Origin of the sequence: Nocardioides mangrovicus (assembly GCF_003674065.1) — a bacterium.
GTDB lineage: Bacteria > Actinomycetota > Actinomycetes > Propionibacteriales > Nocardioidaceae > Marmoricola > Marmoricola mangrovicus.
Genome location: NZ_RDBE01000001.1, coordinates 147,539 through 173,697 on the forward strand (window position 1 = coordinate 147,539; position 26,159 = coordinate 173,697).

The window sequence follows — 26,159 nt, forward strand, 5'->3', positions numbered from 1 at the left end:
CTCATGACCGTGGCCGCAGGTTGAGCATCTCGCGGGCCTCGTCGGGCGTGGCCACGGAGGAGCCCATGGCCTCGACGATGGTCTTCGCCCGGTCGGCGAGCTGCGCGTTCGTGGCCTTGACGCCCTTGCTCAGGTAGAGGTTGTCCTCCAGCCCGACCCGGACGTGACCGCCCAGCAGCACCGACTGCGCCACCCACGGGAACTGCATGCGGCCCAGCGCGAACGAGGCCCAGTGCGCGCCCTCGGGCAGCTGCGCCACCATCGAGGCCAGCAGCGAGGAGTCGGCCGGGGCGCCGTAGGGGATGTCCATGCACAGCTGGTAGAGCGGGGGAGCGTCGATCAGCCCCTCCTCCACCAGGGTGTTGGCGAACCACAGGTGTCCGGTGTCGAAGATCTCCATCTCGCACCGCACTCCGAGATCCTGGATGCGCTTGGCACCCTCGCGCAGCATGTCGGGGGTGCTGACGTAGACCAGGCTGCCCTCGCCGAAGTTCAGGCTGCCGCAGTCCAGCGTGCAGATGTCGGGCATCACCTTCTCCACGTGCTTGAGCCGCTCGACGCCGCTGACCAGGTCGGTGCCCTCGACGAAGGTGGTCGGGTCGTGCGGGTCGAGGTAGAGGTCGCCGCCCATGCCGGCGGTGGTGTTGATGATGACGTCGACGCCGCTCTCGCGGATCCGGTCGACGGCCTCGACGTAGAACGCGGTCTCGCGCGAACCCTGGCCGGTCTCGGGGTCGCGCACGTGCACGTGCACGACCGTGGCGCCGGCCTTCGCCGCGGCGATGCCCGACTCGGCGATCTGCTGCGGGGTGACGGGCACGTGCTCGGACCTGCCGGTCGTGTCGCCGGCGCCGGTCAGGGCGCAGGTGATGATGACCTTGCGGTTGATGGCTGCTCTCACGGGATACCTCCGAGGATGGTGCTGATTGATCAGTCAGTCAGTTGGGGGCGGAGCGACGGTGCTGGACCGCCGACGACGAGGTGGGGCGGTCTCAGCCAACGGCCGCTGCCACGAGGGGGAGACCGAGGTAGGACAGGTCGCGCTGCTGTCGGTCGACCCACGGGTCGTCGTAGGGCCACAGCGAGGTCTTGACGACGGCGACGCCGCGGTCGCGGTCGGCGTAGCCGAACTGGCCGCGGCTGCCGTCGGCGGTCACGCGCGAGCCGTCGGCGCTCAGCGGCCACCAGTGATAGCCGAATCCGGCGTGGGTGGTGATGCTGCTCGGCAGCCGGCCGGGCTCGAGCCAGGGCTGCGTGGGCGTCGAGGAGGCCTGCGCCCAGGCGGTGGGCTCCAGCTGCAGGGCGGCCAGCCGCAGCCAGTCCTCCGCACACGCGGCCAGGCCGCCGCCGGCCAGCGCGACCCCGGCGACGTCGACGCCCACCACGGCGTCGCGGACGCAGCCGAGCTCGGCCCACAGGTCGCCCAGCGCCTCGGCGTAGGTCTGCCCGGTGGCCCGCTCGCGTGCCCAGTCGAGCACCTGGGAGTCGGCGGTGCTGTACTCCCACCGCGTGCCGGGTGGGTCCTGGGGACGCACCTGCACCAGCAGCTCGCGCGAGCGCTCCTGCGTGCCGCCGAAGCAGGCCACCAGCCGGGTGGCGGGTCCGTCGGGGTCGCGGTGGTCCTCGGTCCAGGCGGTGCCGGTGGTCATCGTCAGCAGGTGCTCGACGGTGCAGCCGGCGTAGCCGCTGCCGGCCAGCTCGGGCACCAGGTTGCCCACGACGTCGGTGACGCGCAACGAGCCCGCGCCCACCGCCCGGCCGACCAGGTGGGCCAGCGCCGACTTGGTCATCGACGCCCCCAGCAGCAGCGAGCCCGGCCCCACGCCGTCGGCGTACCACTCGTGCACGACGCTGCCGCCGCTGAGCACCAGGAGCGAGGTGGAGTGGGTCTCGGTGACCCAGTCGGCGAACGGGCGCGAGCGCCCGGCGCCGGGGATCTCGACGTCGATCTCGCGCGGCGCCCGCTCCAGCGGACGCGGTGCGCTCGCGCGCACGACCTCGTGCCGCCGGGAGGCGTCCTCCTGCGGGTCGACGAACCTCATCACGGAGAGGCGGGGCCGTTGCTGGCTGGACGTCAGTCGATCCTGGGACTGTTGGCCAGCAGCCGCTGGGTGTACTCCTGCTGCGGGCGGTCCATCACGTCGACCACGAAGCCGGACTCGACGACGTTGCCCGCGTTGAGGATCTGCACCCGGCTGGCGATGGAGCGCACCAGGGCCAGGTTGTGGGTCACGAAGAGCATGCTGATGCCGCGCGTCTGCCGCAGGTCCTCCAGCAGCGCCACGATCGAGCCCTGCACCGAGACGTCGAGCGCCGAGGTGATCTCGTCGCAGACCAGCAGGTCGGGCTCGGCGGCCAGCGCTCGCGCGATCGCCACCCGCTGCCGCTCGCCTCCGGAGAGCCGGCTGGCCTGGTAGCGCAGCACCGCAGGGCCCAGCGCCACCTGGTCGAGCAGCGCGACCACCCGGTCGGTGGCCTCCTTGCCCGAGGCGAGGCCGAACAGCTCCATCGGCCGTCGCACGATCTGCTCGATCGTCAGCCGCGGGTTCAGCGACAGGTAGGGGTTCTGGAAGATGTACTGCACGCGCTTGCGGTCCGAGGCGCTGCGCGAGCGCGAGCCCTTGCCCAGCTCGTTGCCCTCGAAGGTGATCGAGCCGGTCCACTCCTTGTGCAGCCCGCCGACGCAGCGCGAGATGGTGGTCTTGCCGCTGCCGGACTCGCCGACCAGCGCGACCACCTCGGCCTTGCCCACCTCGAAGCTGACGCCGTGCACGACCTCCGTGTGGCCGTAGAAGACCTTGAGGTCGCCCAGCGTGAGGATCGGCTCACGGTGCTGGTTGGGGTCGGAGTCCGGCACCGTGCCCCGGGAGATGTCCCAGTGGCCGATCTGCTCACTGCGGATGCAGCGCACCAGGTGGTCCGGGGCCACCTCGCGCAGCTCGGGCACACCCGCCGAGCACTCATCGATGGCGTAGGAGCAGCGGTCGTGGAACCGGCAGCCGTCGGGTCGCGCGCCCGGCGCCGGCGTACGACCGGGGATGCCGGTGAGCGCCCGCGCCTGGCTCAGGTGCGGGATCGAGTCCAGCAGGGCGCGCGTGTAGGGGTGGGTCGGCTGGCCGAAGATGGTCTCGCGTGGCCCGAGCTCGGCGATCTGGCCGGCGTACATGACCGCGACCCGGTCGGCGATGTTGGAGATGACGGCCAGGTCGTGGGTGACGTAGAGCGCCGCGACGCCGTGGGAGCGGCACAGCTCGCCCATGGTCTGCAGCACCATGCCCTGGGTGGTGACGTCGAGGCCGGTGGTGGGCTCGTCGAGCACCAGCACCTTCGGCTTCGGCAGGAAGGCCATGGCCAGCGCCACCCGCTGCACCTGGCCGCCGGAGAGCTGGTGGGAGTAGCGGCGCAGGAACTCGTCGTCGTTGGGCAGGCCCACCTCGGCCAGCCCGTCGCGCGCGCCCTGCAGCCGTGAGGCGGGCGTGCCGATGCCGCGCAGCTCGAGCAGCTCGACGATCTGCTTGCCGATGCGGATGCTGGGGTTGAGCGCCGCGGCCGGGTCCTGCGGCACGTAGGCGATCTCCTCGCCGCGCAGCTGCCGCACCTGCTGCCAGGGCAGGCCGAGCACGTCCTTGTCCTCGAAGAGGACCTTGCCCTTCTCGATCAGCGCGCCAGCGCGGGTGTAGCCGAGGAGCGCGGTGCCCACCGTGGTCTTGCCGCTGCCGGACTCGCCGACCAGCCCGACCACCTCGCCGGGCTTGAGCACCAGGTCGATGTCGTCGACGACGTCGACGCCCGGCCGGGCGGTGAGCCCGATGCGCAGGTTCTGCACCGCGATGCCGGTGCCGGCCCGCTCCCGGTCGCTGCTCACCGTGGCGCTCACTCCGATCCCCCTCCGCGCTGGGCGACCTGGGCGACACCGTCGGCCATCAGGTTGGTGCCGACGGTGAACAGACCGATGATGAGCACCGGCGCCAGCACGGCCCAGGTCTGGATGGTCAGGCCGAGGCGGTTCTCGTTGATCATCTGGCCCCAGTTCGCGGCGTTCGGGTCGGTGGAGAAGCCGAGGAACCCCAGCGCGGCCACCAGACCGATGGAGTAGGTCAGGCGCAGCCCCGCCTCGGCGAGGAGCGGCGCGCTCATGTTGGGCAGCACCTCGGCCAGGATCACGCGCGAGCGCCTCTCGCCCAGCGCCTCGGCGGCGTAGACGAAGTCGCGCGAGACGATGCCGAGCGCGACGCCGCGAGCCAGCCGGGCCACGCGCGGGGCGTGGGAGATGCCGACCAGGATGATGATGATCCAGGCGCGCGGCTGGTTGACTGCGGTGAGCACGACCAGCGAGAGCAGGATCTGCGGGAACGCGAGCGTCACGTCGTTGAGCCGCATGATCACCTCGTCCCACCAGCCGCCGGCGTAGGCCGCGACGACGCCGATGAGCACGCCGAGCACCATGCCGAGCAGGGTGGCGAAGAGCGAGATGAGCAGGATGACCCGGCCGCCGTACAGCAGCCGCGTGAGGACGTCCTGTCCCAGGTAGTCGGTGCCGAAGAGGCCCTTGCTGGAGAACGTCGGGCCGACCACCTCGTTCTGGCCGTGGGGGGCCAGCAGCGGCCCGAACACGGCCAGCAGCACGATGATCGCGGTGATCGTCAGGCCGACGGTGAACCGCTTCTGGTCCAGGGCGCGACGCAGCGTCGACTTCTCGGCGGGCGCGGGGGCCGGCGAGGGCCCGGGTGTGGGCTCGGAGACGGCGGTCATGACGAGATCGCCGTCCTCGCGCGGGGGGTGAGCAGGATGGAGAGGACGTCGGCGATCAGGTTCACCAGCACGTAGATGGCGGCGATGATCATGCTCAGCGCCTGCACCATCGAGACGTCGTGGTTGCGCACGGAGTCGACGAGCTGGAAGCCGACGCCGGGGTAGTTGTAGAGCGTCTCGACGACCACGACGCCGCCGGCCAGCCACGCGAGCTGCAGGGCGATCACCTGGATGCCGGGCACGAGCGCGTTGAGCAGGGCGTGCTTGCGCATGACCACCCGCTCGGGGATGCCTTTGAGCCGCGCCAGCTCCACGTAGTCGCTGTCGAGCACCTCCAGCAGCGTCGAGCGCACGATGCGCGAGACGTACGGCGCCACGGCCAGCACCAAGGTGGCGACCGGCAGCACCATCGCCTTCGGCTGGTCCCACGGGTGTCCGCCGGCGGCGACGAGGGTGACCGCCGGGAGCAGGTGGAACACGGTGGTGGAGAACACCGCCACCAGCAAGATGCCGATGACGAACTCCGGCAGACCGGCCAGCGTGAGCAGGATGGTCTGGATGACGGTGTCTGGGCGCCGTCGCCGGTAGTTGGCCGAGAGCATCGCGATGCCGAAGGCCACCGGGATCATGACGATCGCCGAGACCAGCACCAGCACCAAGGTGTTGACCACGTTGCTGCCGATCAGCTCGCTGACCGGTCGCTGGCTGGCGATGGAGGTGCCCAGGTCGCCGGTGAAGAGGCCGCCGAGCCAGTGGAGGTAGCGGGTGACCAGCGGCTCGTCGAGGTTGAGCTGCGAGGTCAGCTGCGCCGCGCGTGCCTTGTCGGCGAGGTAGTCACGACCGAGGATCGCCTTGACCGGGTTGCCCAGTGACGACGTCGCCACGTAGACGAGGATCGAGACCAGCCACAACGTGAGCACGGCCAGCCCGATGCGGCGCGCGAACCAGGACGCCCACGCCGCCGCGCCGTGACGGCCCGATGGCGGGGCGACCTCCTCCAGCGCGTCGGTGACGACGACGTCGGTCACGACCCCGCCCTAGCTCGAGACCGACGCGGTGTTGAACTTGTAGTTGCCCAGTGGGAGGTACTTGCTCGGCTTGACCCCGGAGACCTTCGACGACGTCGCGTCGACCTGCTTGCGGAAGCCCCAGATGATGTAGCCGCCCTCGTTGTACTCGATCTCCTGGGCGTCCTGCAGCAGCGTCTTGCGCTTGGCCTCGTCAGTCTCGGCCTGGGCCGAGGCGATCAGTCCGGCGAACTTGTCGTTGTTGAAGTGGGTCTCGTTGTACGTGCCGTTCTTCAGCGCGCACACCGCGGCCTGCGGGATGTAGTTGCGGGTGTTCCAGAAGTCCTGGGCGAAGGTGTAGCTGAGGTAGTCGTCGCCGTAGAACGGGTTCTTCTTCACCACGCTGACCTTGACCCCGGCCTTGGCCGCCTGCTGCACGAACAGCGAGGCACTGGCCGTGGCCACCGAGCCGATGTCGTCGCCGGTGAACAGCTGCACCGACAGGTCGGACTGCCCGGCCGCCTTGAGCAGTGACTTGGCCTGGTCGATGTCCTGCTCGCGCTGGGGTAGCTCGCTGGCGAAGGAGGGGTCGAACGGCGCGTAGAGATCGTTGCCCAGGCTGCCCTCGCCCGAGAGCGCCTGCTCGATCATCTGCTTGCGGTCGCAGATCAGCCGCATCGCCTGGCGCACGCGGACGTCGCTGAACGGCTTCTGGTCGACGCGCATCGTGAAGGGGACCCAGGCGCCGGTCTCGGCCTCGACGATCTTGCCGGTCTTCTTCACCGAGCTCATCAGGTTGTACGGCAGGTTGTCCATGGTCTGGATCTGGCCCGCCGAGAGCGCATTCACCAAGGCGTTGGCGTCGGCGAAGTCCTGGATCTGCAGCTGGTCGACCTTGGCCTTGTCGCCCCAGTAGCCGTCGTAGCGCTCGAAGACGCTCTGCTTGCCCGGGGTGAAGGACTTGTACTTGAAGGCACCGGTGCCCACCGGGTTCTTCGGGTCGTAGTCGGTGGGGACGATGCCGAAGGTGTACTCGGCGAACAGCCAGTCGAGCACGGCGTAGGGCGTCTTGAGCGCGATGACGACCGTGCTGTCGTCGACCTTCTTGGTGCCGTCGAAGTCGATGAAGGTCGACAGGCCGGCGCCGGCGGAGCGGGGGTTCTTGGGGTCGGCGACGCGCTTGATGGAGAACAGGACGTCCTCGGGCGTCACGTCCTTGCCGTTGTGGAAGGTGACGCCCTTGCGCAGCTTCACGGTCCAGGTCTTGGCGTCCGAGGACGGCTCGATGGACTCCGCCAGCGCCGGTGCGATCTGGTAGTTGTCGTCCCAGAACAGCAGCGGCTCGTAGAGGTTGTTGATGCGGGCGATGTCGGCCGACTGCACGGGGCTGTGGGCGTCGAGGGTGTCCTTGCTGCTGCCGCCGCTGGTGCCGTGGATCAGCAGGCCGCCCGAGCCGCCGCCGCTGCCGCCGCTGCTCGAGCCGCCGCCGCACGCGGCGAGGAGCTGGCTGCCGCCGACCGCCGCAGCGGCGACGCCGCCCATGCGGAAGATGTCGCGTCGGGAGAACCGGGCACTGTCGAGAATCTCGTTGTTCGCCATACGAACACCTCCGTCTAGGATGCGAACACACGGTGGTCCATCTCTCACCCGCGGTCAAGGAGGGATCTTGGTGGTTGCCCGAACCGTGACCCCGCGGACGTCTTCCGCCCCTAGTGGTCCAGACCGGTCCTCCTTCCGAGTGCAGTCCGTGGACCGGGCGGCGTCGCTGCTGCGCGCGGTGGCCGAGGCCAAGGCGGTCGGTGCCGGCACGACGGCGCTGGGCCGGACCTGTGGTGTCAACCGGGCCACCGCCTGGCGGATCCTGTCCACCCTGCGCGGGCACGGACTGGTCGAGCAGGACCCGGCCAGCGGCCGGTGGAGCCTGGGCGCCGGGATCGTCGACCTGGTGCGCACGGCCGGTCTGGACGCCGTGCTCCACGAGGTGCACGAGGTGCTCGAGCACGTGGCGCTGCAGACCGGCGAGACCGCCGCGCTGGCCCAGCTGCGCAACGGCGTGCTGACCTACGTCGACGAGGCCGCGCCCGCCGCCGTCGTTTCGGTGACCTGGGTCGACCGGCCGCTCAGCCTGCACGCCACCTCCACGGGCAAGGTCGTGCTGGCCTGGTCCGCCGAGCAGGAGGTCGAGCGGCTGCTGCCGCGGCGCCTGGAACGTTTCACCTCGGCGACGGTGACCGACCGCCGCCGGCTGCGCGCGGACCTCGACCGGTGCCGCGAGCGCGGCTACGCCACCTGTCGCGGCGAGTTCGACGAGTCGGCCTGGGGGGTCTCGGCCCCCGTCGTCGACCCGGTGGGCCGGCTGCTGGCGGTCGTGAGCATCTGGGGGCCACCGCCCCGCGTGGGCGCCGAGCGGTTCCCCGCGCTGGCCGAGGTCGTCCGCGCCGCGGCCGACCAGCTGGCGCCGGGCTGAGACCGGGGCTGAGACCGGGGCGGGCCTAGTCGCGGATCCGGCTGGCCAGCAGCGCCTCGGCCTCGGCGTCCAGCGCGGTGCCCGGCGCCAGGTCGACCACCACCTGGCGGATCTCGCCGGTGAAGGAGTTGCGCAGTGCCGGGTAGTCGTCGACCACCGGGCTGCCCCGGTCGATGCCGACGTTGAAGGTCTCGTCGAAGGCGAAGTAGTAGGCGGTCGTCTCCTCGACCCGTCCGCGGCCGACCAGGTCGCCGTCGAGCACGATCACCGCCTCGCCACCACTGCCGGGCGGGCCGCCGTCGTAGTCGAACTGCAGCTCCACCTCGTGCTCGCCGGGCCAGAGCACCTCGGTGGCCCGCACGACGGTGAGGTCCTTGCCGTAGCGGTTGTAGGCGTAGCAGGGCCGACCGTCGACGACGTAGAGCGACCAGCCGCCGAAGCGGCCGCCCTGGGCCACGAGCACGCCCTGGGTGGACTGGGGCGGGTGGTCGGCGGGGATGTCGAGCCGCACGGTGATCCGGTGGGTGCGGTTCTTGACGTTCGGCGCGGCCTCCTCCGACAGCCGGCCGCTGTGTGGGCCGAGCAGCATCCGGGTGCGGCCGTGGTGCAGGTCGTAGCGTCCGGCGAGCTCGGGGTTCTCGCGCTCGGTGACCCGGTCGTCCAGCGGGAGCACCTGGTACTTCTCGGCCTCGGCGTCGAACAGCGCCTGCAGCCGCGCCAGGCGCTCGGGATCGTCGGCGGCCACGTCGTGGGCCTGCGACCAGTCGGTGCCGGTGTCGTAGAGCTCCCAGGTGTCGGCGTCGAAGGGCCGCGGCTCCTCGGTCATCTTCCACGGCACGCCGTGACGCGTGACCGCCGTCCAGCCCTCGTGGTAGACGCCGCGGTTGCCGACCATCTCGAAGTACTGCGTGGTGCGCGCCTCCGGCGCGTCCGGGTCGTCGAAGCTGTAGCGCATCGACGTGCCCTCGACCGGCTGCTGCGCCACCCCGGAGAGGCTGTCGGGCTGGGGGACGCCGGCCGCCTCGAGGATCGTGGGCAGCACGTCGATCACGTGGTGGAACTGGTGGCGGATCTCGCCGCGCGCGGCGATGCCGTTCGTCCACTGCACCACCAGCCCGTCGCGGGTGCCGCCGAAGTGGGAGGCGACCTGCTTGGTCCACTGGTAGGGCGTGTTCATCGCCAGCGCCCAGCCCACCGGGTACATCGCGTAGCTCTGCGGGCCGCCGATGTCGTCGAGCCGTGCGTCCATGTCGGCGATGTCGTCGGCGATGCCGTGCCCGACCAGGTGCTCGCGGATCGTGCCCTCCAACCCGCCCTCGCCCGAGGCGCCGTTGTCGCCGAGCAGGTAGACCACCAAGGTGTCGTCGAGCACCTCGAGCTCCTCCAGCGCACGCACCAGCCGGCCGACCTGCTGGTCGGCGTGCTCGGCGAACCCGGCGTAGGCCTCCATCAGCCGCACTGCGACGCGCTGGGCGGCCTCGTCCAGCTCGTCCCAGTGCGGCACCTCCTCGGCCCACGGCGCGAGCACGGTGTCGGGCGCCACCACGCCCAGCGCCTTCTGTCGCTCGAGGATCTCCTCGCGCATCGCGTCCCAACCGGCGTCGAAGCGGCCGGCGTAGCGGTCGACCCACTCCTGCGCGACGTGGAAAGGCGCATGCGTGGCGCCGAGGGCCAGGTAGGCGAAGAACGGCCGGTCGGGGGTGAGGGACTGCTGCGTACGCACCCAGTCGACCGCGTGGTCGACCAGGTCCTCGGTGAGGTGGTAGCCCTCCTCGGGCAGCCGGTCGGGCTCCACCGGTGTGGTGCCGGTGTAGAGCTGGGGGTACCAGTGGTTCATCTCCGCGCCCATGAACCCGTAGAAGGTCTCGAAGCCCTCGCCGGTGGGCCAGCGGGTGAACGGGCCGGCCTGGGTCACCTCCACCGGCGGCGTCTGGTGCCACTTGCCGAAGGCGGCCGTGCTGTAGCCGTTGCCGCGCAGGATCTGGCCGAGCGTGCCGGCGCTGGCCGGCCGGAAGCCGGTGTAGCCCGGGTGGCTCGTGGCCATCTCCGTGGTCACGCCCATCCCCACGGAGTGGTGGTTGCGTCCGGTGAGCAGCGCCTGCCGGGTGGGGGAGCACAGCGCCGTGACGTGGAAGCGGCTGTAGCGCAGGCCGCCGTCGGCCAGACGCTGCGCGGTGGGCAGCTGGCAGGGGCCGCCGTAGGGGCTCGACGCGCCGAAGCCCATGTCGTCGATGACCACCAGCAGCACGTTCGGGGCGCCCTGGGGTGCCGCCACGGGTTCGACCGGGAGGCCGGCGACGTCGAGGGGCAGATGACGACGGTCGGGTCCCGGTGGTGGCACGCCACGCATGGTGGACCCTCGCCGGATCCCGCGTCGAACCGGCCCGCCGTAGAGTCGGGGTCATGAGCCTCTTCGTCACCCAGAACCCGGCCACCGGCGAGACCGTCGAGGAGTTCGAGACCGTCACCGCCGACGGTCTCGAGCAGGCCCTGGCCCAGGCGCAGACCGGCTTCGAGGCCTGGCGCGAGGTGTCGGTCTCCGAGCGGGCCGACGTGCTGCGCGCCGTCGCCAAGGCCTACGACGAGCGCGCCGACGAGCTCGCCCGCACCGTCGCCGTCGAGATGGGCAAGCCGGTGGCCGAGGCGGCCGGTGAGCTGAAGCTGTGCTCGATGATCTACGCCTGGTACGCCGACAACGGTCCCGCGATGCTCGAGGACGAGGTGCTCGACGTGCCCGGCGCCGACAGCTCGGTGGTGCGCCGGACGCCGGTCGGGGTGCTGCTGGGGATCATGCCGTGGAACTTCCCGCACTACCAGATCGCCCGCTTCGCGGCGCCCAATCTCCTGCTGGGCAACGCGATCCTGCTCAAGCACGCGCCGATCTGCGCGCGCTCCTCGCTGCAGGTGGAGGAGATCATGCGCGACGCCGGCGTCGTGGCCGGCGCCTACCAGAACCTCTTCGCCGACAACGACCAGATCGCCACCGTCATCGCCGACCCCCGCGTGCAGGGCGTCTCGCTGACCGGCAGCGAGCGCGCCGGCGCCGCGGTGGCCGAGATCGCCGGGCGCAACCTGAAGAAGGTCGTCCTCGAGCTGGGCGGCTCCGACCCCTTCATCGTGCTGGAGTCGGCCGACGTCGACGCCGTCGTGAAGGCCGCCAGCCGGGCCCGCCTCGGCAATGCCGGCCAGGCCTGCAACGCCCCGAAGCGGATGCTCGTGGCCGACCCGGTCTTCGACGAGTTCGTGGACAAGCTGGCCGCCTCGTTCGAGAAGATCACTCCCGGCGACCCCACCGACCCCGACGTCCGCATGGGCCCGCTCAGCTCACGGTCCGCAGCCGACGCCCTGCTGGAGCAGGTCGACGACGCCGTCGAGCACGGTGCCACCGTCCGCGCGGGCGGAAAGGCGGTCGAGGGCCCCGGCGCCTTCGTCGAGCCGACGGTCCTCACCGACGTCACGCCGCAGATGCGAGCCTGGAGCGAGGAGCTCTTCGGCCCGGTCGCGGTCGTCTACCGCGTGGCCGACGCCGACGAGGCGGTCGCCCTGGCCAACGACTCCAGCTACGGCCTGTCCGGCTCGGTCTGGGGCGCCGACGCCGACGCCGCCCAGGCCGTGGCCGAGCGCCTCGACGTCGGCATGGCCTTCGTCAACGAGCACGGCACCACGCTGCCCGGCCTGCCCTTCGGCGGCGTCAAGCGCTCCGGGTTCGGCCGCGAGCTGGGCCCCTGGGGGCTCGACGAGTTCGCGAACAAGAAGCTGGTGCGGGTGAGCAAGGGCCGCTGAGGGGACGCCCGCAATTCCCCGCACGTCCGGGGAATGATGGGACGGGTGTGTGACGCGGAGGTCAGCGCCAGCGCAGGCCCTCGAGGAACCGGTGGTAGAGCCCGCCCTTGGGCGGAAGCGCCGGCTCGGGGGCGGGCGCACTCTTCTTGCGGGTGGCGATGGGGGCGTCGTAGTCGGTGCTGCGGATCGCCTCGATCACCTGCTCCTCGGTGAAGCCGGCTGAACCCTCGATCTCCGGGACGAACCCGACCAGCATCCCGTTGCGCATCACCTGCGCCTCCAGCGAGATCGTGCCGTCGGAGTCCCAGACCGCTTCGCGGCCGTCGGGCAGGCGGACCGTCACCCCGAACTGATGGACGCCGACCCGGGCCACGTCGGCGTCGGTCCCCAGCTCGCGCAGCGCGTCGACCACCCGGCGGGCCCGCATCTCCTCCATGCCCAGCACCGTAACCAGTGCACCCTGACCGCGCCGGTCGGACCGATCAGGCGCGCGGGGTCAGGAATCGCGGGTGTGGACAACGGAATTTCCTGCTCCGTCGCCGTCATTCCTCGCACGTGCGGGGAATCGCGGTCACCCGCGGCAGCGTTCGTGACCGTCCGCGGCGGCGAGGCCGCGAACGGGATGAACCGGGCGGCGTCTGCACGAAACTCGTCCCCGCGACCGTTTCTGGACCGAATTTCTCGGGGTTTTGCCGGGTGCCCGGCAAANTCCCCGCCCGCGATGAGCTGCCCCAGCGCCTGGGCCGGCTCGGCGTCGCCGAGCTCGGCGCGGGCGGTGGTGACCTGGGCCCGGGCCTGGTCGTCGTAGGTGGCGCGCTCGACCTGGCGGAAGACGCCGATCGGGGTCTGCTGCAAGACGCCGGCGTCGGTCAGCCGGGAGAGGGCGAACGCGGTGGAGGGGTCGTCGCGGTGGGCGTCGTGGACCAGCAGGTCGGGGTGGTCGCCGGCGACGACCTCGACCCCGCCGTCGGCAGAGCGCGCGATGCCCTTCGACCCGTCGATCCCGAAGCGGATCGGCTCGCCCTGCACCAGCGGGATGATCGCGTCGGCCTTGGTGTCGTTGTCCTTGATCGCGTCGAACGCGCCGTCGTTGAAGATCGGGCAGTTCTGGTAGATCTCCACCAGCGAGGTGCCGCGGTGGGCGGCGGCCGCCTGGAGCACCGAGGTCAGGTGCTTGCGGTCGGAGTCGATGGTGCGCGCGACGAAGGTCGCCTCGGCGCCCAGCGCCAGCGAGACCGGGTTGAACGGGTGGTCGACCGACCCGACGGGCGTCGACTTGGTGATCTTGCCGGGCTCGGAGGTGGGGGAGTACTGGCCCTTGGTCAGGCCGTAGATCCGGTTGTTGAACAGCAGGATCGTCATGTTGATGTTGCGCCGCATCGCGTGGATGAGGTGGTTGCCGCCGATCGACAGCGCGTCGCCGTCGCCGGTGACGACCCACACCGAGAGGTCCTCGCGAGCCGTGGCGATGCCGGTGGCGATGGCCGGGGCGCGGCCGTGGATCGAGTGCATCCCGTAGGTGTCGAGGTAGTACGGGAAGCGGCTCGAGCAGCCGATGCCGGAGACGAAGACGATGTTCTCCCGGCGCAGGCCGAGGTCGGGCAGGAAGCCCTGGACGGCGGCCAGCACGGCGTAGTCGCCGCAGCCGGGGCACCAGCGGACCTCCTGGTCGGAGGTGTACTCCTTGCGGTTCTGCGGCTCCTCGGAGGTGGGGACACCTCGAAGGCCGGGCAGCGGCAGGTCGATGGTCATGCGGGGTCCTCGCGGCGTTGTTCGGGGAAGCGGAGCGGAGGAGAAGAAGGCCGTGGGGTGCTCATGCGTGAGCCTCCTCTCGCGTGACGACCAGCTCGGTGATCGCCTCGGCCAGCTCGGCCGCCTTCAGCGGCAGCCCGCGGACGTGGTTGTAGCCGACGGCGTCGACCAGGAAGGTCGCGCGCACCAGCATGGAGAGCTGGCCCAGGTTCATCTCCGGCACCAGCACGGTCTCGTAGCGCGAGAGCACCTCGCCCAGGTCGGCCGGGAACGGGTTGAGGTGGCGCAGGTGGGCCTGGGCGACGTGGTGGCCGGCCTTGCGGACGCGACGGCAGGCCGCGCCGATCGGGCCGTAGGTGGAGCCCCAGCCGAGCACCAGCACCTTCGCGTCGCCGGTGGGGTCGTCGAGCTCGGTGGGTCCGATGGACTCCGCGATCCGGTCGACCTTGGCCTGGCGGGTCCTGACCATGAAGTCGTGGTTGGCGGGGTCGTAGGAGATGTTGCCGTGCCCGTCGCCCTTCTCCAGGCCGCCGATGCGGTGCTCGAGACCCTGCGTGCCGGGCACGGCCCACGGCCGGGCCAGCGTCTCCTGGTCGCGCAGGTAGGGCCAGAACTCGCCCTCGCCCTTCGCCGAGACGTGGTTGGTCTCGGTGGCGAAGGCCGGGTCGATGGCGGGCAGGTCGGCCAGCTCGGGGATCCGCCACGGCTCGGAGCCGTTGGCCAGCATCCCGTCGGAGAGCAGCATCACCGGGGTGCGATAGGTGACGGCGATCCGGGCCGCCTCGAGCGCGGCGTCGAAGCAGTCACCGGGCGACTTCGGCGCGACGATCGGCACCGGCGACTCGCCGTTGCGGCCGAACATGGCCTGCAGCAGGTCGGCCTGCTCGGTCTTGGTCGGCAGGCCCGTCGACGGACCGCCGCGCTGGACGTCGACGACGACCAGCGGCAGCTCGGTCATCACCGCGAGGCCGATGGTCTCCGACTTCAGCGCCACGCCCGGGCCCGACGTCGAGGTGATGCCCAGCGCACCGGCGAACGAGGCGCCCAGCGCCGCGCCGATGCCGGCGATCTCGTCCTCGGCCTGGAAGGTGGTGACGCCGAACCGCTTGTGCTTGCTCAGCTCGTGGAGGATGTCGGAGGCCGGGGTGATGGGGTAGGTGCCGAAGAAGATCGGCAGCCCGGACTGCACGCCGGCCGCCACCAGCCCGTAGGCGAGCGCCAGGTTGCCGGTGATGTTGCGGTAGGTGCCCGTCGCCATCGGCGCCGGCTTGATCTCGTACTGCACCGCGAACGCCTCGGTGGTCTCACCGAAGTTCCAGCCCGCCTTGAACGCCGTCACGTTGGCGTCGCGGATGGCCGGCACCTTGGCGAAGCGACGCTCGAGGAAGTCGATGGTGCTCTGCGTCGGGCGCCCGTACATCCACGACAGCAGCCCCAGCGCGAACATGTTCTTGGCCCGGCCGGCGTCCTTGCGGGAGAGGCCGAACTCCTTGACCGCCTCCACCGTCATGCCGGTCAGGTCCAGCGTGGTGAGGGCGTACTCGCCCAGCGAGTCGTCCTCGAGCGGGTTCTCGGTGTAGCCGGCCTTGGTCAGGTTGCGCCCGGAGAAGTCGTGGGAGTCGACGATCAGCGTGGTGCCCGGCGCCATGTCGGCCAGGTTGGCGCGCAGCGCGGCCGGGTTCATCGCCACCAGGACGTCGGGGGCGTCGCCGGGGGTCAGGATGTCGTGGTCGGCGAAGTGCACCTGGAACGACGACACGCCCGGCAGCGTGCCCTGCGGGGCACGGATCTCGGCGGGGAAGTTGGGCAGCGTGGAGAGGTCGTTGCCGAACGTCGCCGACTCCTGGGTGAACCGGTCACCCGTGAGCTGCATCCCGTCACCGGAGTCACCGGCGAACCGGATGATGACCCGATCGAGCTGCTTGACCTGCTTGACCTGCTTGGACACGCCTTCTCCTCCAGCCGCTCACGCCTGCGCGGCACAGCTGTCCACGATAGCCGGGTAAGGGTGACCTACCCCGCTCGTCTCACTCCCGCGAGCGGGGGAGTGACGAACGCCACGTCCAGGTCCAGGGAGCAGACGGTGGCGGATGTGCATGCAATCTGTAGTAAGTTCGTGGTCAATAGTCAGTAACTCGGGTTGCGATTCCCTCTCTCGACCAACGAAGGACCACGACGCATGTCGATCAAGACCAAGGCCGTCCTCGCCGGAGCACTCGTCGGTGCGGTGGGCCTGACCGGCTGTGCCACCGCCAGTGCGGGCGGGAGCAGCAGCGGCTCCAAGAGCATCAGCGTCGTCGGCTTCTCGGTGATGAAGACCGCCAACACCAAGGTCATCGCCGACTTCAAGAAGACCTCCGCCGGCAAGGGCGTGACCTTCAAGCAGTCCTACGGCGCCTCCGGCGACCAGGCCCGCGCCGTCGTCTCCGGCCTCAAGGCCGACGAGGCGCACCTGTCGCTGGAGCCCGACGTCGCCAAGCTGGTCGACGCCGGCAAGGTCGCCTCGGACTGGAAGAGCGGCGCCAACGCCGGCCCGGACAACGGCATCCTCACCCAGTCGGTCGTGGTCATCGTGGTCCGCAAGGGCAACCCGCTGGGCATCAAGACCTGGGACGACCTGACCAAGAAGGGCGTCAAGATCGTCACCCCCAACCCGGGCTCGTCGGGCTCGGCCAAGTGGAACATCCTGGCCGCGTACGGCCACGTGCTGGCCAACGGCGGCAGCGAGGCCGACGCGCAGACGTACCTGACCTCGTTCCTGAAGAACGTCGTCGCGCTGCCGGGCAGCGGCAAGGACGCCACCACCGCCTTCGAGGGTGGCACCGGCGACGTGCTGCTCTCCTACGAGAACGAGGCGATCGAGGCGCGCCAGGCCGGCGCCGACGTCGACTACATCGTCCCGCCGCAGACCCTGCTCATCCAGAACCCGGGCGTGCTGACCAAGACCGCCTCGAGCTCGGCGAAGGCGTTCTTGAAGTTCCAGCAGAGCACCAAGGGCCAGACCGACTACGCCGAGCAGGGCTTCCGTCCGCTGGAGGACTCGATCAAGGTCACGGTCAAGGGCGCGAACGACCCGAGCGACCCGTTCCCGGCCCCGCAGACCCTGATGACCATCGACAAGGACTTCGGCGGCTGGACCAGCGCCAACACGAAGTACTTCGACGAGACCGACGGCATCGTCACCAAGGCCCTCGAGGCCTCGGGCAAGAGCTGACGCATGGCGGTCATCGCCTCTGCCGCGAGCCCGGCGCCCCCTGCCAACCCCAGGGGGCGCCGGGCTCGCGGTGCGCGTTCGCTCGGCGCCGGCTCCACGCTGAGCCTGGGCATCTCGGTGCTCTGGTTCAGCCTGCTGGTGCTCATCCCCCTGGTCGCGGTGCTGGTCTCCGCGGCCGGGCTGGGCCCCGCGGGCTTCTGGAAGGTGCTCTCCAGCCCGCAGACGGCCGCGGCCATCCGGTTGACCGTGGAGCAGTCGGTGTTGGTCACCCTGCTCAACGTGGTCATGGGCACGACGCTGGCCTGGGTGCTGGTGCGCGACCGGTTCTTCGGCAAGCGCGCGCTCGACGTCGTCATCGACGTGCCGTTCGCGCTGCCCACCATCGTCGCCGGCCTCGTGCTGCTCTCTCTCTACGGGCCGCGCTCGCCGCTGGGCATCAACGCCGTCAACACCCGCTACGCCGTCTTCTTGGCGCTGGCCTTCGTGACGCTGCCGTTCGTGGTGCGCACGGTGCAGCCGGTGCTCGAGACGCTGGAGCGCGACGTCGAGGAGGCCGCCGCCTCGCTGGGCGCCGGCCGGCTCACGACGTTCCGGCGAGTGATCCTGCCCAGCCTGGTGCCCGCCATCAGCGCCGGTGCGGCCCTCTCCTTCGCCCGCGGCATCAGCGAGTACGGCTCCCTGGTGCTGCTCTCGGGCAACCTGCCCGGCCGTACCGAGGTGGCCTCGGTGCGGGTGCTCACCTACATCGAGAACGGCCACAAGGACCAGGCCTCGGCCGTCGCCGCGGTGCTGCTGGTCGTGGCGCTGCTGGTGATCGTCGTGCTCGACGTCGTCCAGAGGAGGCTGGCCCGCCGTGGCTGAGGCAACGTCCACCACCGCGTACGCGCGGGACCCGAAGCCGGTGCGCTGGGGGCTGCGCATCCTCGTCGTCGGCTACGTGTTCCTGCTCGTGGCCTGGCCGACCTACCTGGTCTTCGAGAACGCCCTGAAGCCGGGTGTCGGCAAGATGCTCTCCGGCCTGGGTGACCCCGAGGTCTCCCACGCGCTGGCGCTGACCGTCACCATCACGATCTGGGCGGTGGTGATCAACCTGGCCTTCGGGCTCACCGTCTCGCTGCTGCTGGTGCGCTACGACTTCCCGGGCAAGCGCGTGCTCTCGGCGCTGCTCGACGTGCCGCTCTCGGTCTCGCCGGTGGTCGTGGGCCTCGCGCTGGTGCTGGTCTACAACGGCCAGGACGGCTGGTTCGGTCCCTGGCTGGAGAAGGCGGGCTACCAAGTCATCTTCTCCACGCCCGGCATCGTCATGGCCACGGTCTTCGTGGCCCTGCCGCTGGTGATCCGCGAGATCGTGCCGGTGCTGGAGGAGATCGGCGACGACCAGGAGCAGGCCGCCCGCAGCCTGGGGGCCAACGGCTACCAGACCTTCTGGCGCATCACCCTGCCCGGCATCAAGTGGGCCGTCGTCTACGGCGTCGTGCTCGCCCTGGCCCGCTCGCTCGGCGAGTTCGGTGCCGTCAAGATCGTCTCGGGGAACATCGTCGGCCAGTCGCAGACCGCGACCCTCTCGGTCGAGGAGACCTACCAGAACTTCCAGCAGCAGACGGCCTACGCTGAGTCCGCCCTGCTCGCGCTGGCGGCGATGGTGTGTCTGGTGATCGTGGCCGTCATCCGTCCCAAGGAGCACAAGAAGTGAGCCCCCGATGAGCATCAACGTCTCCGGCGTCACCAAGCGGTTCGGCGACTTCGTCGCCCTCGACGACGTCTCCGTCGACCTCCCCACCGGCCAGCTCACCGCGCTGCTCGGGCCCAGCGGCGGCGGCAAGTCCACGCTGCTGCGCATCATCGCCGGGCTGGAGTCGGCCGACTCCGGCACCGTCACGATCGAGGGGACCGAGGCCACCCACCTGCCGCCGCAGAAGCGCAACGTCGGCTTCGTCTTCCAGCACTACGCGGCCTTCAAGCACATGAGCGTGGCCAAGAACGTCGCGTTCGGCCTAGAGATCCGGCACCGCTCCAAGGAGGAGGTCAAGAAGCGGGTGGGCGACCTGCTCGACCTGGTGCACCTGAGCCAGTTCGCCGACCGGCTGCCCTCGCAGCTCTCCGGCGGGCAGCGCCAGCGCATGGCGCTGGCGCGGGCACTCGCCGTCGAGCCGTCGGTGCTGCTGCTCGACGAGCCGTTCGGCGCCTTGGACGCGAAAGTCCGCAAGGAGCTGCGCGACTGGCTGCGACGGCTGCACGACGAGGTGCACGTGACCTCGGTGTTCGTCACCCACGACCAGGAGGAGGCGCTCGAGGTCGCCGACGAGATCGTCGTCATCAACGACGGCCGCATCGAGCAGATCGGCGCCCCCGACGACCTCTACGACTCCCCGGCCAGCGACTTCGTCATGACGTTCCTCGGCCCGACCACACGGCTGGGCGGCGTCCTGGTGCGACCGCACGACATCGACGTGCTCACCCACACCGTCCCTGGGGCCGTCGCGGGTCGCATCGAGCGGCAGCTGCGGGTCGGCTTCGAGGTGCGGCTGACCGTGGCCACCGAGGACGCTCAGCAGGTGGAGGTCACCGTCACCCGGGCCACGCAGCGCCAGCTCGACCTGCACGAGGGCGTCGAGGTTTGGCTCACCCCCACCACCGGGGTGCCCCGGGCCGAGATCGCCGCCGTCTGAGGGCGCACGCGACCTCAGGGGTGCGCGGCGTAGAAGTCCAGGTGGGCCTGGGCGGCCCGGCGCCAGGTGAAGCGGCGTGCCAGCAGCCGCCCCGGCCCCGGGTCGGGCTCGGTGCGCGTCGCGGCGTCGAGGAGGCGGGCGAACGACGCCGGGTCGGTGCCGTAGCCGACGGTGTCGCCGAACACCTCGCGCAGCACCGGCAGGTCGCGCGCGACGACGGGGGTCCCGGCCGCGAGCGCCTCCATGGCGGCCAGGCCGAAACCCTCCTTCGTCGAGACCATCGCCAACGCGTCGGCCTGGGCGACGAGCGACGGCAGCTCGTCCTCGGTGAGGGTGCCGAGGACGACGGGCTCGACGCCCAGCTCGGCCGCGCGCTGCTCGTACCGGGCCCGGTAGTCGCGGTAGTCGAAGAGCGTCTCGCCGCCGCCGATCACCAGCCGCAGCTCGGGCCGCCGAGCGCGCAGCAGCGCGAACGCCTCGAGCAGGTCGAGGCTGCCCTTGCGCGGCTCGATGCCGCCGAGCGCGAGCACGTAGCGGCCGAGCCGGGCCGACCACCGGTCGCGCCCCGCCCGGTCGGCGGCGCCGTGCTCGAAGCGCGCGGCGTCGACGCCGTTGGGGATGACGGTGGGCGTGAGCCCCCAGCCCTGCCGGACCTCGTCGGCCACGGCCGCGGAGACACAGATCCTCTGCCGTGGCGCCACCACCGCCCGCTCGTGACAGGCGGCCAGCTCGGGGGTGGTGAAGGTGTCGAGGTGGTGGATGGTGCGCACGCACGGCAGGGCGGCGTTGGCCGAGATGCAGTCCTGGGCGTGGACCACGTCGTAACCGGCCCGCGCCGGGGCGAAGGCCTCGCGCAGCACCGCGATCGAGCGGACGATGCGCGCCCCGACCGGCTCGGCGTCGTCGGGCGCGAACGGGACGGCCACCACCCCGACCGTCGGGTCGACGGGACGGAAGAAGCCCTGGTCGCCCTCGCGGGCCAGCGTCCAGACGTCGACCTCGACCCCTTTGGCGGCGAGCGCCTCGGCCAGCGCGAGGGTGTGCACGACGCCGCCGCGGGGGCGCGTCGAGTAGGTCAGCAGCGCCAGCCTCACCGCAGCCGGTCCTGGTAGGCCGTCGGCGCGATCTCCTTGAGGTGGTTGAGCATCCGACGCGCCCGGCTGGTCTCGGCCGCCACGTCGACGTCGGCCACCGCCAGGCCGCCCTTGGAGGAGGTCCGGGCGAGCACGTCGCCGCCGGGGCCGACCACCTTGGCCAGGCCCAGGAAGCGCAACCGGCCGTAGCTGCCGGTCTGGTTGGCCGAGGCGACCACCACCTGGTTCTCCGCCGCGCGGGCGCAGTCGTAGAGGTCGAAGAGCCGGGCCTGGCGGTCCTGCGGCAGCCGGCGGGAGCGGTCGGTGACGCTGGCCGGCCAGGCCGAGAGGCAGGCGATCACGTCGGCGCCGTCGAGCGCGAGCGAGCGCGCCGACTCCGGGAAGGTCTTGTCGTAGTCGATGAGCATGCCCATGCGCCCGAGCGGGGTGTCGAAGGCGTCGAACCGGCTGCCCGGCGTGAAGACCGACGCCTCGCCGGCGGGCAGGTGCACCTTGCGGTGGCGACCGAGGACGCCGTCGCCGCTCAGGCACAGCGCGGCGTTGTGGCGCCGCTCGCCGTCGGCCTCGGTCAGTCCCACGCAGACCACCAGCGACCCGGCGCGGGCGATCAGCCGTCGTACCTCGGGACCGTCGGGGTCCAGGGCGGGCGGCACGTCGGCCGCGTCGGGGTCCTGGAGGTCGCCGAGGTAGCCGCCCAGGGCAGCATCGGGCAGCACGAGCAGGTCGGCTCCCGCGCTCTCGGCGTCGCCCACGATGCCCTCGACCTTGGTCAGACACCGGTCCAGGTCGCGGCCGAAGTGCGCCGCGGCGACAGCGATCCTCACGACCCGACGCTCGCCCGCGGGGCCGCGACGACGTGCCGGGCGAGGTGGGTCGCGACGTGCTCGGCATCCTCGGCGATGCCGAGGAACCGCCCCGATCCCCAGGTGTGCAGCCAGGGCAGGCCGAGGAAGTACAGGCCGCGGACCGCGGTCACGCCGCGCTGGTGCGTCGGGCGGCCGGTGCCGTCGAACACCCCGACCTCGACCCACCGGTAGTCGGGCCGGTAGCCGATCGCCCAGACCACGCTGGTGATGCCGGCCTCGGCGAGGTCGAGGTCCAGCAGCTCCTGGTCCGTGTTCTCGTCCGGCTGCCACACCGGCTCGTACCGGCTCGGCGGCGGCGCCTGGACGCCCTCCGCCTCGATGTAGCGGTCGATGTCGGCGCAGATGGAGTTGTAGACCGCGTCGGCGGAGTCCAGCGAGCGACGCAGGGTGGGCCGGAACCGCAGCGTCGTGCCGGATCCCTCGGTGAGCAGGCCGTGCAGCCGCATGCCGTCGGCGGCGAAGCGGCGCAGGTCGATGTCGTGGCCGCCGTCGCGGCCGGTCACGTAGTGGTTGGTCTTCTCGCGGGCGGCGAGACCGCCCGGGTACTGCGCGACCGGGGTGTCGTAGAGCCCCATCTCGGCCAGCCAGGTCATCGAGTCCCGGCCCCGGTAGGTGCGGGCCACGCGCGGTGCGTCGCCGATGGCCAGGTGCACCTGGCGACCGGCCAGGTGCAGGTCCTCGGCGATCTGAGCACCGGACTGTCCCGACCCGACGACCAGCACGGCGCCCTCGGGCAGCGAGGCCGGGTTCTGGTAGTCCGAGGCGGTCAGCTGGTGCACCGAGGGGTCCAGGGCCAGCGCCCAGGCGGGCACGACGGGGATGTGATAGCCGCCGGTGGCGACGACGACGGCCTCCGCTCGGCGGGTCACCTCGCCGTCGGGGCCGATCGAGGTGACCGTGAACCCGTCGGGGTCCTGCGTGAGCGAGGTGACCCGGGTGTGCTCGACCAGCGGCGGGTCGAAGGTCGCGGGATAGCCGCCGAGCCAGGTCACGACCTCCTCGCGGTTCATGAAGCCGTCGGGGTCCGGGCCGTCGTAGGCGTATCCCGGCAGCCGGCACTGCCAGTTCGGGGTGACCAGGGTGAAGGAGTCCCAGCGGGTGTCGGCCCACTCGTGCCCGGCCGTGCTCGCCTCGAGCACGACGTGGTCGATGCCGGCCTGCCGCAGGTGCCAGCTCGTGGCCAGCCCGGCCTGGCCGGCGCCGACGACCACCACCGCGACCTGCTCCTGCTCGGCAGTCGACCCAGAAGACGCCTCAGGCACCGGAGGGCTCCGTCGCCAGGTAGACCTCGGGTCGCCGGTCGCGCAGGTAGGACATCGAGCGACGGGCGGTGGCGATCGCGTCGGGCACGTCGAGCTCGGCCACCGCGAGGGCGTCGTCGACACCGGTGACGGCCAGCACCTCACCGCCCGGGCCCACCACCTTGGCGTGCCCGACGAAGCGCAGCGTGCCGAAGGTGCCGGTCTGGTTGGAGGCCACCCACACCACCTGGTTCTCCAGGGCGCGCACCCGGTCGAAGAGGTCGAAGCGGTGGGTCCAGCGGTCGTCGTCGAGGTCGGCGGCGGTCGCCGTCCGCGAGGCCGGCCACGCCGAGATGCAGGTGATGACGTCGGCGCCGTCGAGGGCGAGCGTGCGGGCGGCCTCGGGGAACCCCTTGTCGTAGCAGATCAGCATGCCCAGCCGGCCGGCCGGCGAGTCCACGGCGGCCAGCACGTCGCCGGCGGCGTAGAAGGCGCCCTCGCCGAGCGGCTGGTGCACCTTGCGGTGCACGCCGAGCACCCCGTCGCCGGTGACCGCGACGGCGCTGTTGTAGCGGTCGGTGCCGTCGGACTCGCACAGCCCCACCACCACCGTCATGTCGCGCGCGGCGCGTGCGACGCGGGACAGCTCCGGCCCGTCGATGTCCATCACCGGAGGTCCCTCGTCGCCATCGGCGCCGGCCGCGTCGGTGCTGTCGAGCGCGGCGAGGTAGCCGCCCAGGCAGGCCTCCGGCAGCGCGAGCAGCTCCACGCCACGGCTCCGGGCCTCCTCGACGACCGCGTCGATCCGCGCCAGGTTGGCCTCGACGTCGCGTCCGAACCACCCGGCCAGGGCGGCCAGCACGCTCATGCCGCGGGCCCCAGTCCGGTCACGGCACCGACCGCCTCGGTGACGACGCCGTCGGGCCAGCGCAGCCCCACGCCGGACCCCTCGACCAGCTCACCGCACCTGGCGTGGCTCACGAAGCCGGGCAGGTCGGCGGGCCGGGCGTCGGCGGTGACCATGGCGAAGCCCGGGAAGCAGGTCAGCCAGTCGCCGGTCGTGGCGGCGGCGGGCTTCACGACGTCGGCGACGTCGAGCACGGCGCGGCATCCTGAGGCCTCGGCCAGCATCCCGGTCGTGCCCACCACCCCGGCCATCGAGACGTCCTTCGCCGCGGCCGGGCGCAGGGCCGGCACCACCTCGCGCAGCGCCCGCAGCTCGGCGGGGGTGCGGTGGGAGGTGGAGTCCCACTGCGCGCCGGTGTAGCCGGGCCGCCAGCCCCCGCCGAGGTCGGCGGTGAGCGAGAGCCGCTGCCCCGCCCGGCCCCCGCCGCCCGGCACCGGGCGGTCGGTGCGGCCTAGCGCGGTCACGCTGAGCGCGGCGGGCACGCCGAGCTGGGTGTGCCCGCCGAGCACCGCGACGTCGTAGGCCGCGGCCGCGTCGGCCAGGCCGCGCAGCACCCGTCGCGCGAACGAGGCATCACGGGCGGCCACCGCGTCGAGCAGCCCGACCGGGGCGGCGCCCATCGCGAACAGGTCGTTGAGGTTCACCAGCACCGAGCACCAGCCGGCCCACTCGGGGTCGCGCTCGACCATCGCGGGGACGATGGCGTCGCAGGCCGCCACCAGGTCCGAGCCCGGCACGGGCGCGCCGTCGTCGCCGAGGAACCCCTCGCCGGGCCGGGTGAGGGAGACCAGGAGGCCGCCCAGCGGCTGCTTGGTGGCGGCCACCAGCCGGCGGACCCGCGCCACCGGCCACTCCAGGCGTCGGTGGGGCCGGCCGTGGAGGTCGACCGGCTCGTGGGTCGACCAGCCCAGCCGGGTGAAGAGCGGCACGTTCTGGGTCTGGACGGTCGCGTCGAACCGCAACGCCCCGGCCGCCTCGGCGTGCACGCACGCGGCCCTCACCAGGGCCGCGCCGACGCCCAGGCCGGCCCGGGCCGACGCGGCCACCGCCAGCCGGCTGCCGCGCCACCAGCCGATGTCGGCTCCTCGCAGCGCCGGGTGGACCCGCACCCCGCCGAGCACCTGCCCGTCGGTGGCGAGCGCGACCAGGCTCACCGTGCGCGGGTCCTCGTCGACCTCGTCGCGGTCGCTGTGGTCGAAGACGCCCTGCTCGCCGACGAAGACCTCCCGGCGCAGCGCGTGGAGGGCGTCGAGCTCGCGGCGGCCGGCGGGCAGCACCGTGAACGCCGGGACCGGACCGGCGTCGCTGCCGGTCAGGATGCCGTTGTCGAGGGTCGTGGTCATCTCAGCCTCCCTGGCAGCCCAGGGCCGAGCAGGCGCCGCAGGCCGCGCAGCCGGCCGCCTGGTCGGCGCCGGCCATGCCGGCCCGTCGCAGCGCCGCGGCCACCCGCGAGGTCACGTCGGCCACCACCTCGTACGCCGGCGCCGGCACGTGGTCGACCTCGGTGGCCAAGGTGCCGGCCAGCGGCCGGAACGGCACGACGAACGGGTAGACGCCCATCGCGATGAGCTCCTCGGCCCCCGCCACCAGCTCGTCGGGGTCCTCGCCCAGCCCGATGAGCAGGTAGGTCGAGACCTGGTTCCAGCCGAACACGCGGACCGCCTCGGCCCAGGCCGCCCGGTACTCCGACATCGGCACCGAGCCCTTGCCGGGCATCCAACGGAGCCGGGCGTCGTCGTCGAGGGACTCCACGTGGATGCCGATCGAGTTCGCCCCGGCCCGGTGCAGCTCGCTCAGTGTGGCCAGGTCGCCGGGCGGCTCGCATTGCACCTGGATGGGCAGGTCGGGCAGCACCTCGCGGACGGCCCGCACGCAGCGGGCCAGATGGGTGGCCCCGCGGTCGCGACCGCGAGAGGTGCCCGTGGTCATCACCAGCTGCGAGACGCCGTCGAGCTCGTGGGCGGCCAGCGCCACCTCCGCGATCTGGGCCGGGGTCTTGACCGCGATCGTCGAGCCCTGGCGCAGCGACTCCTCGATGGCGCAGAACCGGCACCGCTCGGACTCCGCGTAGCGCACGCAGGTCTGCACGACCGTCGTGGCCAGCACGTGCGCGGAGTGCAGCCGGGCGATCTGCTCGTAGGGCACACCGTCCTCGGTGACGAGGTCGTAGAAGCGAGGCCGGGCCACCGCCTCGACGCCCATCCCGGTGTCCGCCCCGTCGAGCAGCAGCCGGCCGCCGTCGACGCTGTAGGGGCTGCGCGGGTTCAGCGGGATCGCGGCGCCCACCCCGTCGAGCAGCACGTGGCCGTCGTCGCTGGGGCCGGCGCCGGCACGACGGCTCACCGGAGCGTCCATGAGGCGCACGCCGCGGATCGCGACGTCCACCCGGGTCGAGGAGCCCACGGCG

At 71.8% G+C, this 26,159-nt stretch carries 21 protein-coding genes and 1 pseudogene; 6 read left to right on the plus strand and 16 right to left on the minus strand.

The window, feature by feature from the left end; all coding sequences use genetic code 11:
• Position 1: 1 nt before the first annotated feature.
• The 6 genes from D9V37_RS00710 to D9V37_RS00735 all read right to left on the minus strand — a co-directional run bounded on the left by D9V37_RS00710 (position 2) and on the right by D9V37_RS00735 (position 7,358).
• Positions 2–901, minus strand: coding sequence for a BKACE family enzyme (locus tag D9V37_RS00710; RefSeq protein WP_232524667.1), 900 nt, complete (start codon positions 899–901; stop codon positions 2–4).
• A 91-nt stretch (positions 902–992) separates the two neighbouring features.
• Positions 993–2,042 (minus strand): serine hydrolase domain-containing protein, encoded by a 1,050-nt coding sequence (locus D9V37_RS00715; RefSeq protein ID WP_147455827.1) that lies wholly within the window; start codon positions 2,040–2,042, stop codon positions 993–995.
• A 32-nt stretch (positions 2,043–2,074) separates the two neighbouring features.
• Positions 2,075–3,877 carry an ABC transporter ATP-binding protein gene (locus D9V37_RS00720; protein WP_198412305.1) on the minus strand — a complete coding sequence of 601 codons (1,803 nt, stop codon included), beginning with the start codon at positions 3,875–3,877 and terminating at the stop codon, positions 2,075–2,077.
• A complete protein-coding gene (locus D9V37_RS00725; RefSeq protein ID WP_121804225.1) occupies positions 3,874–4,752 on the minus strand; it encodes an ABC transporter permease in 879 nt (292 codons plus the stop codon). Before D9V37_RS00725 ends, D9V37_RS00720 begins: the two co-directional genes overlap by 4 nt.
• Positions 4,749–5,780, minus strand: coding sequence for an ABC transporter permease (locus D9V37_RS00730; protein ID WP_232524668.1), 1,032 nt, complete (start codon positions 5,778–5,780; stop codon positions 4,749–4,751). Before D9V37_RS00730 ends, D9V37_RS00725 begins: the two co-directional genes overlap by 4 nt.
• 9 nt (positions 5,781–5,789) lie before the next feature.
• Positions 5,790–7,358: an ABC transporter substrate-binding protein gene (locus tag D9V37_RS00735; RefSeq protein WP_198412306.1), complete on the minus strand. Its 1,569-nt coding sequence runs from the start codon at positions 7,356–7,358 to the stop codon at positions 5,790–5,792.
• 148 nt (positions 7,359–7,506) lie between these two features.
• On the opposite strand from D9V37_RS00735, the gene D9V37_RS00740 reads away from it, so the two are divergent.
• Positions 7,507–8,226 carry an IclR family transcriptional regulator gene (locus D9V37_RS00740; protein WP_158604334.1) on the plus strand — a complete coding sequence of 240 codons (720 nt, stop codon included), beginning with the start codon at positions 7,507–7,509 and terminating at the stop codon, positions 8,224–8,226.
• Between the two features lie 25 nt (positions 8,227–8,251).
• On the opposite strand, the gene D9V37_RS00745 is transcribed toward D9V37_RS00740, so the two are convergent.
• A complete protein-coding gene (locus tag D9V37_RS00745; RefSeq protein ID WP_198412307.1) occupies positions 8,252–10,567 on the minus strand; it encodes an arylsulfatase in 2,316 nt (771 codons plus the stop codon).
• A gap of 62 nt (positions 10,568–10,629) precedes the next feature.
• Here D9V37_RS00745 and D9V37_RS00750 point away from each other — a divergent pair, with 62 nt between their 5' ends.
• On the plus strand, positions 10,630–12,009 hold the full coding sequence (locus tag D9V37_RS00750) for an NAD-dependent succinate-semialdehyde dehydrogenase (RefSeq protein WP_121804228.1): 1,380 nt from the start codon (positions 10,630–10,632) through the stop codon (positions 12,007–12,009).
• A gap of 61 nt (positions 12,010–12,070) precedes the next feature.
• Here D9V37_RS00750 and D9V37_RS00755 read toward each other — a convergent pair whose 3' ends face one another.
• The 3 genes and pseudogenes from D9V37_RS00755 to D9V37_RS00765 all read right to left on the minus strand — a co-directional run bounded on the left by D9V37_RS00755 (position 12,071) and on the right by D9V37_RS00765 (position 15,709).
• On the minus strand, positions 12,071–12,445 hold the full coding sequence (locus D9V37_RS00755; RefSeq protein ID WP_121804229.1) for a hypothetical protein: 375 nt from the start codon (positions 12,443–12,445) through the stop codon (positions 12,071–12,073).
• 278 nt (positions 12,446–12,723) lie between these two features.
• Positions 12,724–13,761, minus strand: a pseudogene (locus D9V37_RS00760) (2-oxoacid:ferredoxin oxidoreductase subunit beta); the annotation flags it as partial.
• 61 nt (positions 13,762–13,822) lie between these two features.
• Positions 13,823–15,709 (minus strand): 2-oxoacid:acceptor oxidoreductase subunit alpha, encoded by a 1,887-nt coding sequence (locus D9V37_RS00765; protein WP_121804230.1) that lies wholly within the window; start codon positions 15,707–15,709, stop codon positions 13,823–13,825.
• Positions 15,710–15,940: 231 nt separating this feature from the next.
• On the opposite strand from D9V37_RS00765, the gene D9V37_RS00770 reads away from it, so the two are divergent.
• Genes D9V37_RS00770 through D9V37_RS00785 form a run of 4 tightly spaced genes read left to right on the plus strand, consistent with a single transcriptional unit; the run spans position 15,941 to position 19,644 of the window.
• Positions 15,941–16,975 carry a sulfate ABC transporter substrate-binding protein gene (locus tag D9V37_RS00770; protein ID WP_121804231.1) on the plus strand — a complete coding sequence of 345 codons (1,035 nt, stop codon included), beginning with the start codon at positions 15,941–15,943 and terminating at the stop codon, positions 16,973–16,975.
• Positions 16,976–16,978: 3 nt separating this feature from the next.
• Positions 16,979–17,836 (plus strand): sulfate ABC transporter permease subunit CysT, encoded by an 858-nt coding sequence (cysT, locus tag D9V37_RS00775; protein WP_121804232.1) that lies wholly within the window; start codon positions 16,979–16,981, stop codon positions 17,834–17,836.
• Positions 17,829–18,668 (plus strand): sulfate ABC transporter permease subunit, encoded by an 840-nt coding sequence (locus D9V37_RS00780; protein ID WP_232524669.1) that lies wholly within the window; start codon positions 17,829–17,831, stop codon positions 18,666–18,668. The genes cysT and D9V37_RS00780 overlap by 8 nt, the downstream gene beginning before the upstream one ends.
• Before the next feature lie 7 nt (positions 18,669–18,675).
• Complete coding sequence (locus tag D9V37_RS00785) at positions 18,676–19,644, plus strand: sulfate/molybdate ABC transporter ATP-binding protein (protein ID WP_121804233.1); 969 nt, start codon at positions 18,676–18,678, stop codon at positions 19,642–19,644.
• Positions 19,645–19,658: 14 nt separating this feature from the next.
• On the opposite strand, the gene D9V37_RS00790 is transcribed toward D9V37_RS00785, so the two are convergent.
• The 6 genes from D9V37_RS00790 to D9V37_RS00815 are packed head-to-tail and all read right to left on the minus strand — an operon-like array spanning position 19,659 to position 26,155.
• Entirely contained in the window at positions 19,659–20,738 is a 1,080-nt protein-coding gene (locus tag D9V37_RS00790) for an MSMEG_0565 family glycosyltransferase (RefSeq protein WP_121804234.1), read from the minus strand.
• Positions 20,735–21,562, minus strand: a complete 828-nt coding sequence (locus D9V37_RS00795) for a carbon-nitrogen hydrolase family protein (protein WP_121804235.1) — start codon at positions 21,560–21,562, stop codon at positions 20,735–20,737. The genes D9V37_RS00790 and D9V37_RS00795 overlap by 4 nt, the downstream gene beginning before the upstream one ends.
• Positions 21,559–22,866: an MSMEG_0569 family flavin-dependent oxidoreductase gene (locus tag D9V37_RS00800; RefSeq protein ID WP_121804236.1), complete on the minus strand. Its 1,308-nt coding sequence runs from the start codon at positions 22,864–22,866 to the stop codon at positions 21,559–21,561. The genes D9V37_RS00795 and D9V37_RS00800 overlap by 4 nt, the downstream gene beginning before the upstream one ends.
• Positions 22,859–23,713, minus strand: a complete 855-nt coding sequence (locus D9V37_RS00805; protein ID WP_121804237.1) for a carbon-nitrogen hydrolase family protein — start codon at positions 23,711–23,713, stop codon at positions 22,859–22,861. The genes D9V37_RS00800 and D9V37_RS00805 overlap by 8 nt, the downstream gene beginning before the upstream one ends.
• The gene (locus D9V37_RS00810; RefSeq protein ID WP_121804238.1) at positions 23,710–25,095 is read right to left on the minus strand and encodes an MSMEG_0567/sll0787 family protein; all 1,386 of its coding nucleotides are present in this window, start codon (positions 25,093–25,095) and stop codon (positions 23,710–23,712) included. Before D9V37_RS00810 ends, D9V37_RS00805 begins: the two co-directional genes overlap by 4 nt.
• A 1-nt stretch (position 25,096) precedes the next feature.
• Entirely contained in the window at positions 25,097–26,155 is a 1,059-nt protein-coding gene (locus tag D9V37_RS00815) for an MSMEG_0568 family radical SAM protein (RefSeq protein ID WP_121804239.1), read from the minus strand.
• Positions 26,156–26,159 lie beyond the last annotated feature (4 nt).

Excerpts from the sequence above, each read along its gene's own strand:
- D9V37_RS00715 (WP_147455827.1), bottom strand. The coding sequence starts at position 2,042 with ATGAGGTTCGTCGACCCGCAGGAGGACGCCTCCCGGCGGCACGAGGTC.
- D9V37_RS00810 (WP_121804238.1), bottom strand. The coding sequence starts at position 25,095 with ATGACCACGACCCTCGACAACGGCATCCTGACCGGCAGCGACGCCGGT.
- D9V37_RS00750 (WP_121804228.1), top strand. The coding sequence starts at position 10,630 with ATGAGCCTCTTCGTCACCCAGAACCCGGCCACCGGCGAGACCGTCGAG.
- D9V37_RS00805 (WP_121804237.1), bottom strand. The coding sequence starts at position 23,713 with ATGAGCGTGCTGGCCGCCCTGGCCGGGTGGTTCGGACGCGACGTCGAG.
- D9V37_RS00735 (WP_198412306.1), bottom strand. The coding sequence starts at position 7,358 with ATGGCGAACAACGAGATTCTCGACAGTGCCCGGTTCTCCCGACGCGAC.
- D9V37_RS00755 (WP_121804229.1), bottom strand. The coding sequence starts at position 12,445 with ATGGAGGAGATGCGGGCCCGCCGGGTGGTCGACGCGCTGCGCGAGCTG.
- cysT (WP_121804232.1), top strand. The coding sequence starts at position 16,979 with ATGGCGGTCATCGCCTCTGCCGCGAGCCCGGCGCCCCCTGCCAACCCC.
- D9V37_RS00785 (WP_121804233.1), top strand. The coding sequence starts at position 18,676 with ATGAGCATCAACGTCTCCGGCGTCACCAAGCGGTTCGGCGACTTCGTC.
- D9V37_RS00770 (WP_121804231.1), top strand. The coding sequence starts at position 15,941 with ATGTCGATCAAGACCAAGGCCGTCCTCGCCGGAGCACTCGTCGGTGCG.
- D9V37_RS00725 (WP_121804225.1), bottom strand. The coding sequence starts at position 4,752 with ATGACCGCCGTCTCCGAGCCCACACCCGGGCCCTCGCCGGCCCCCGCG.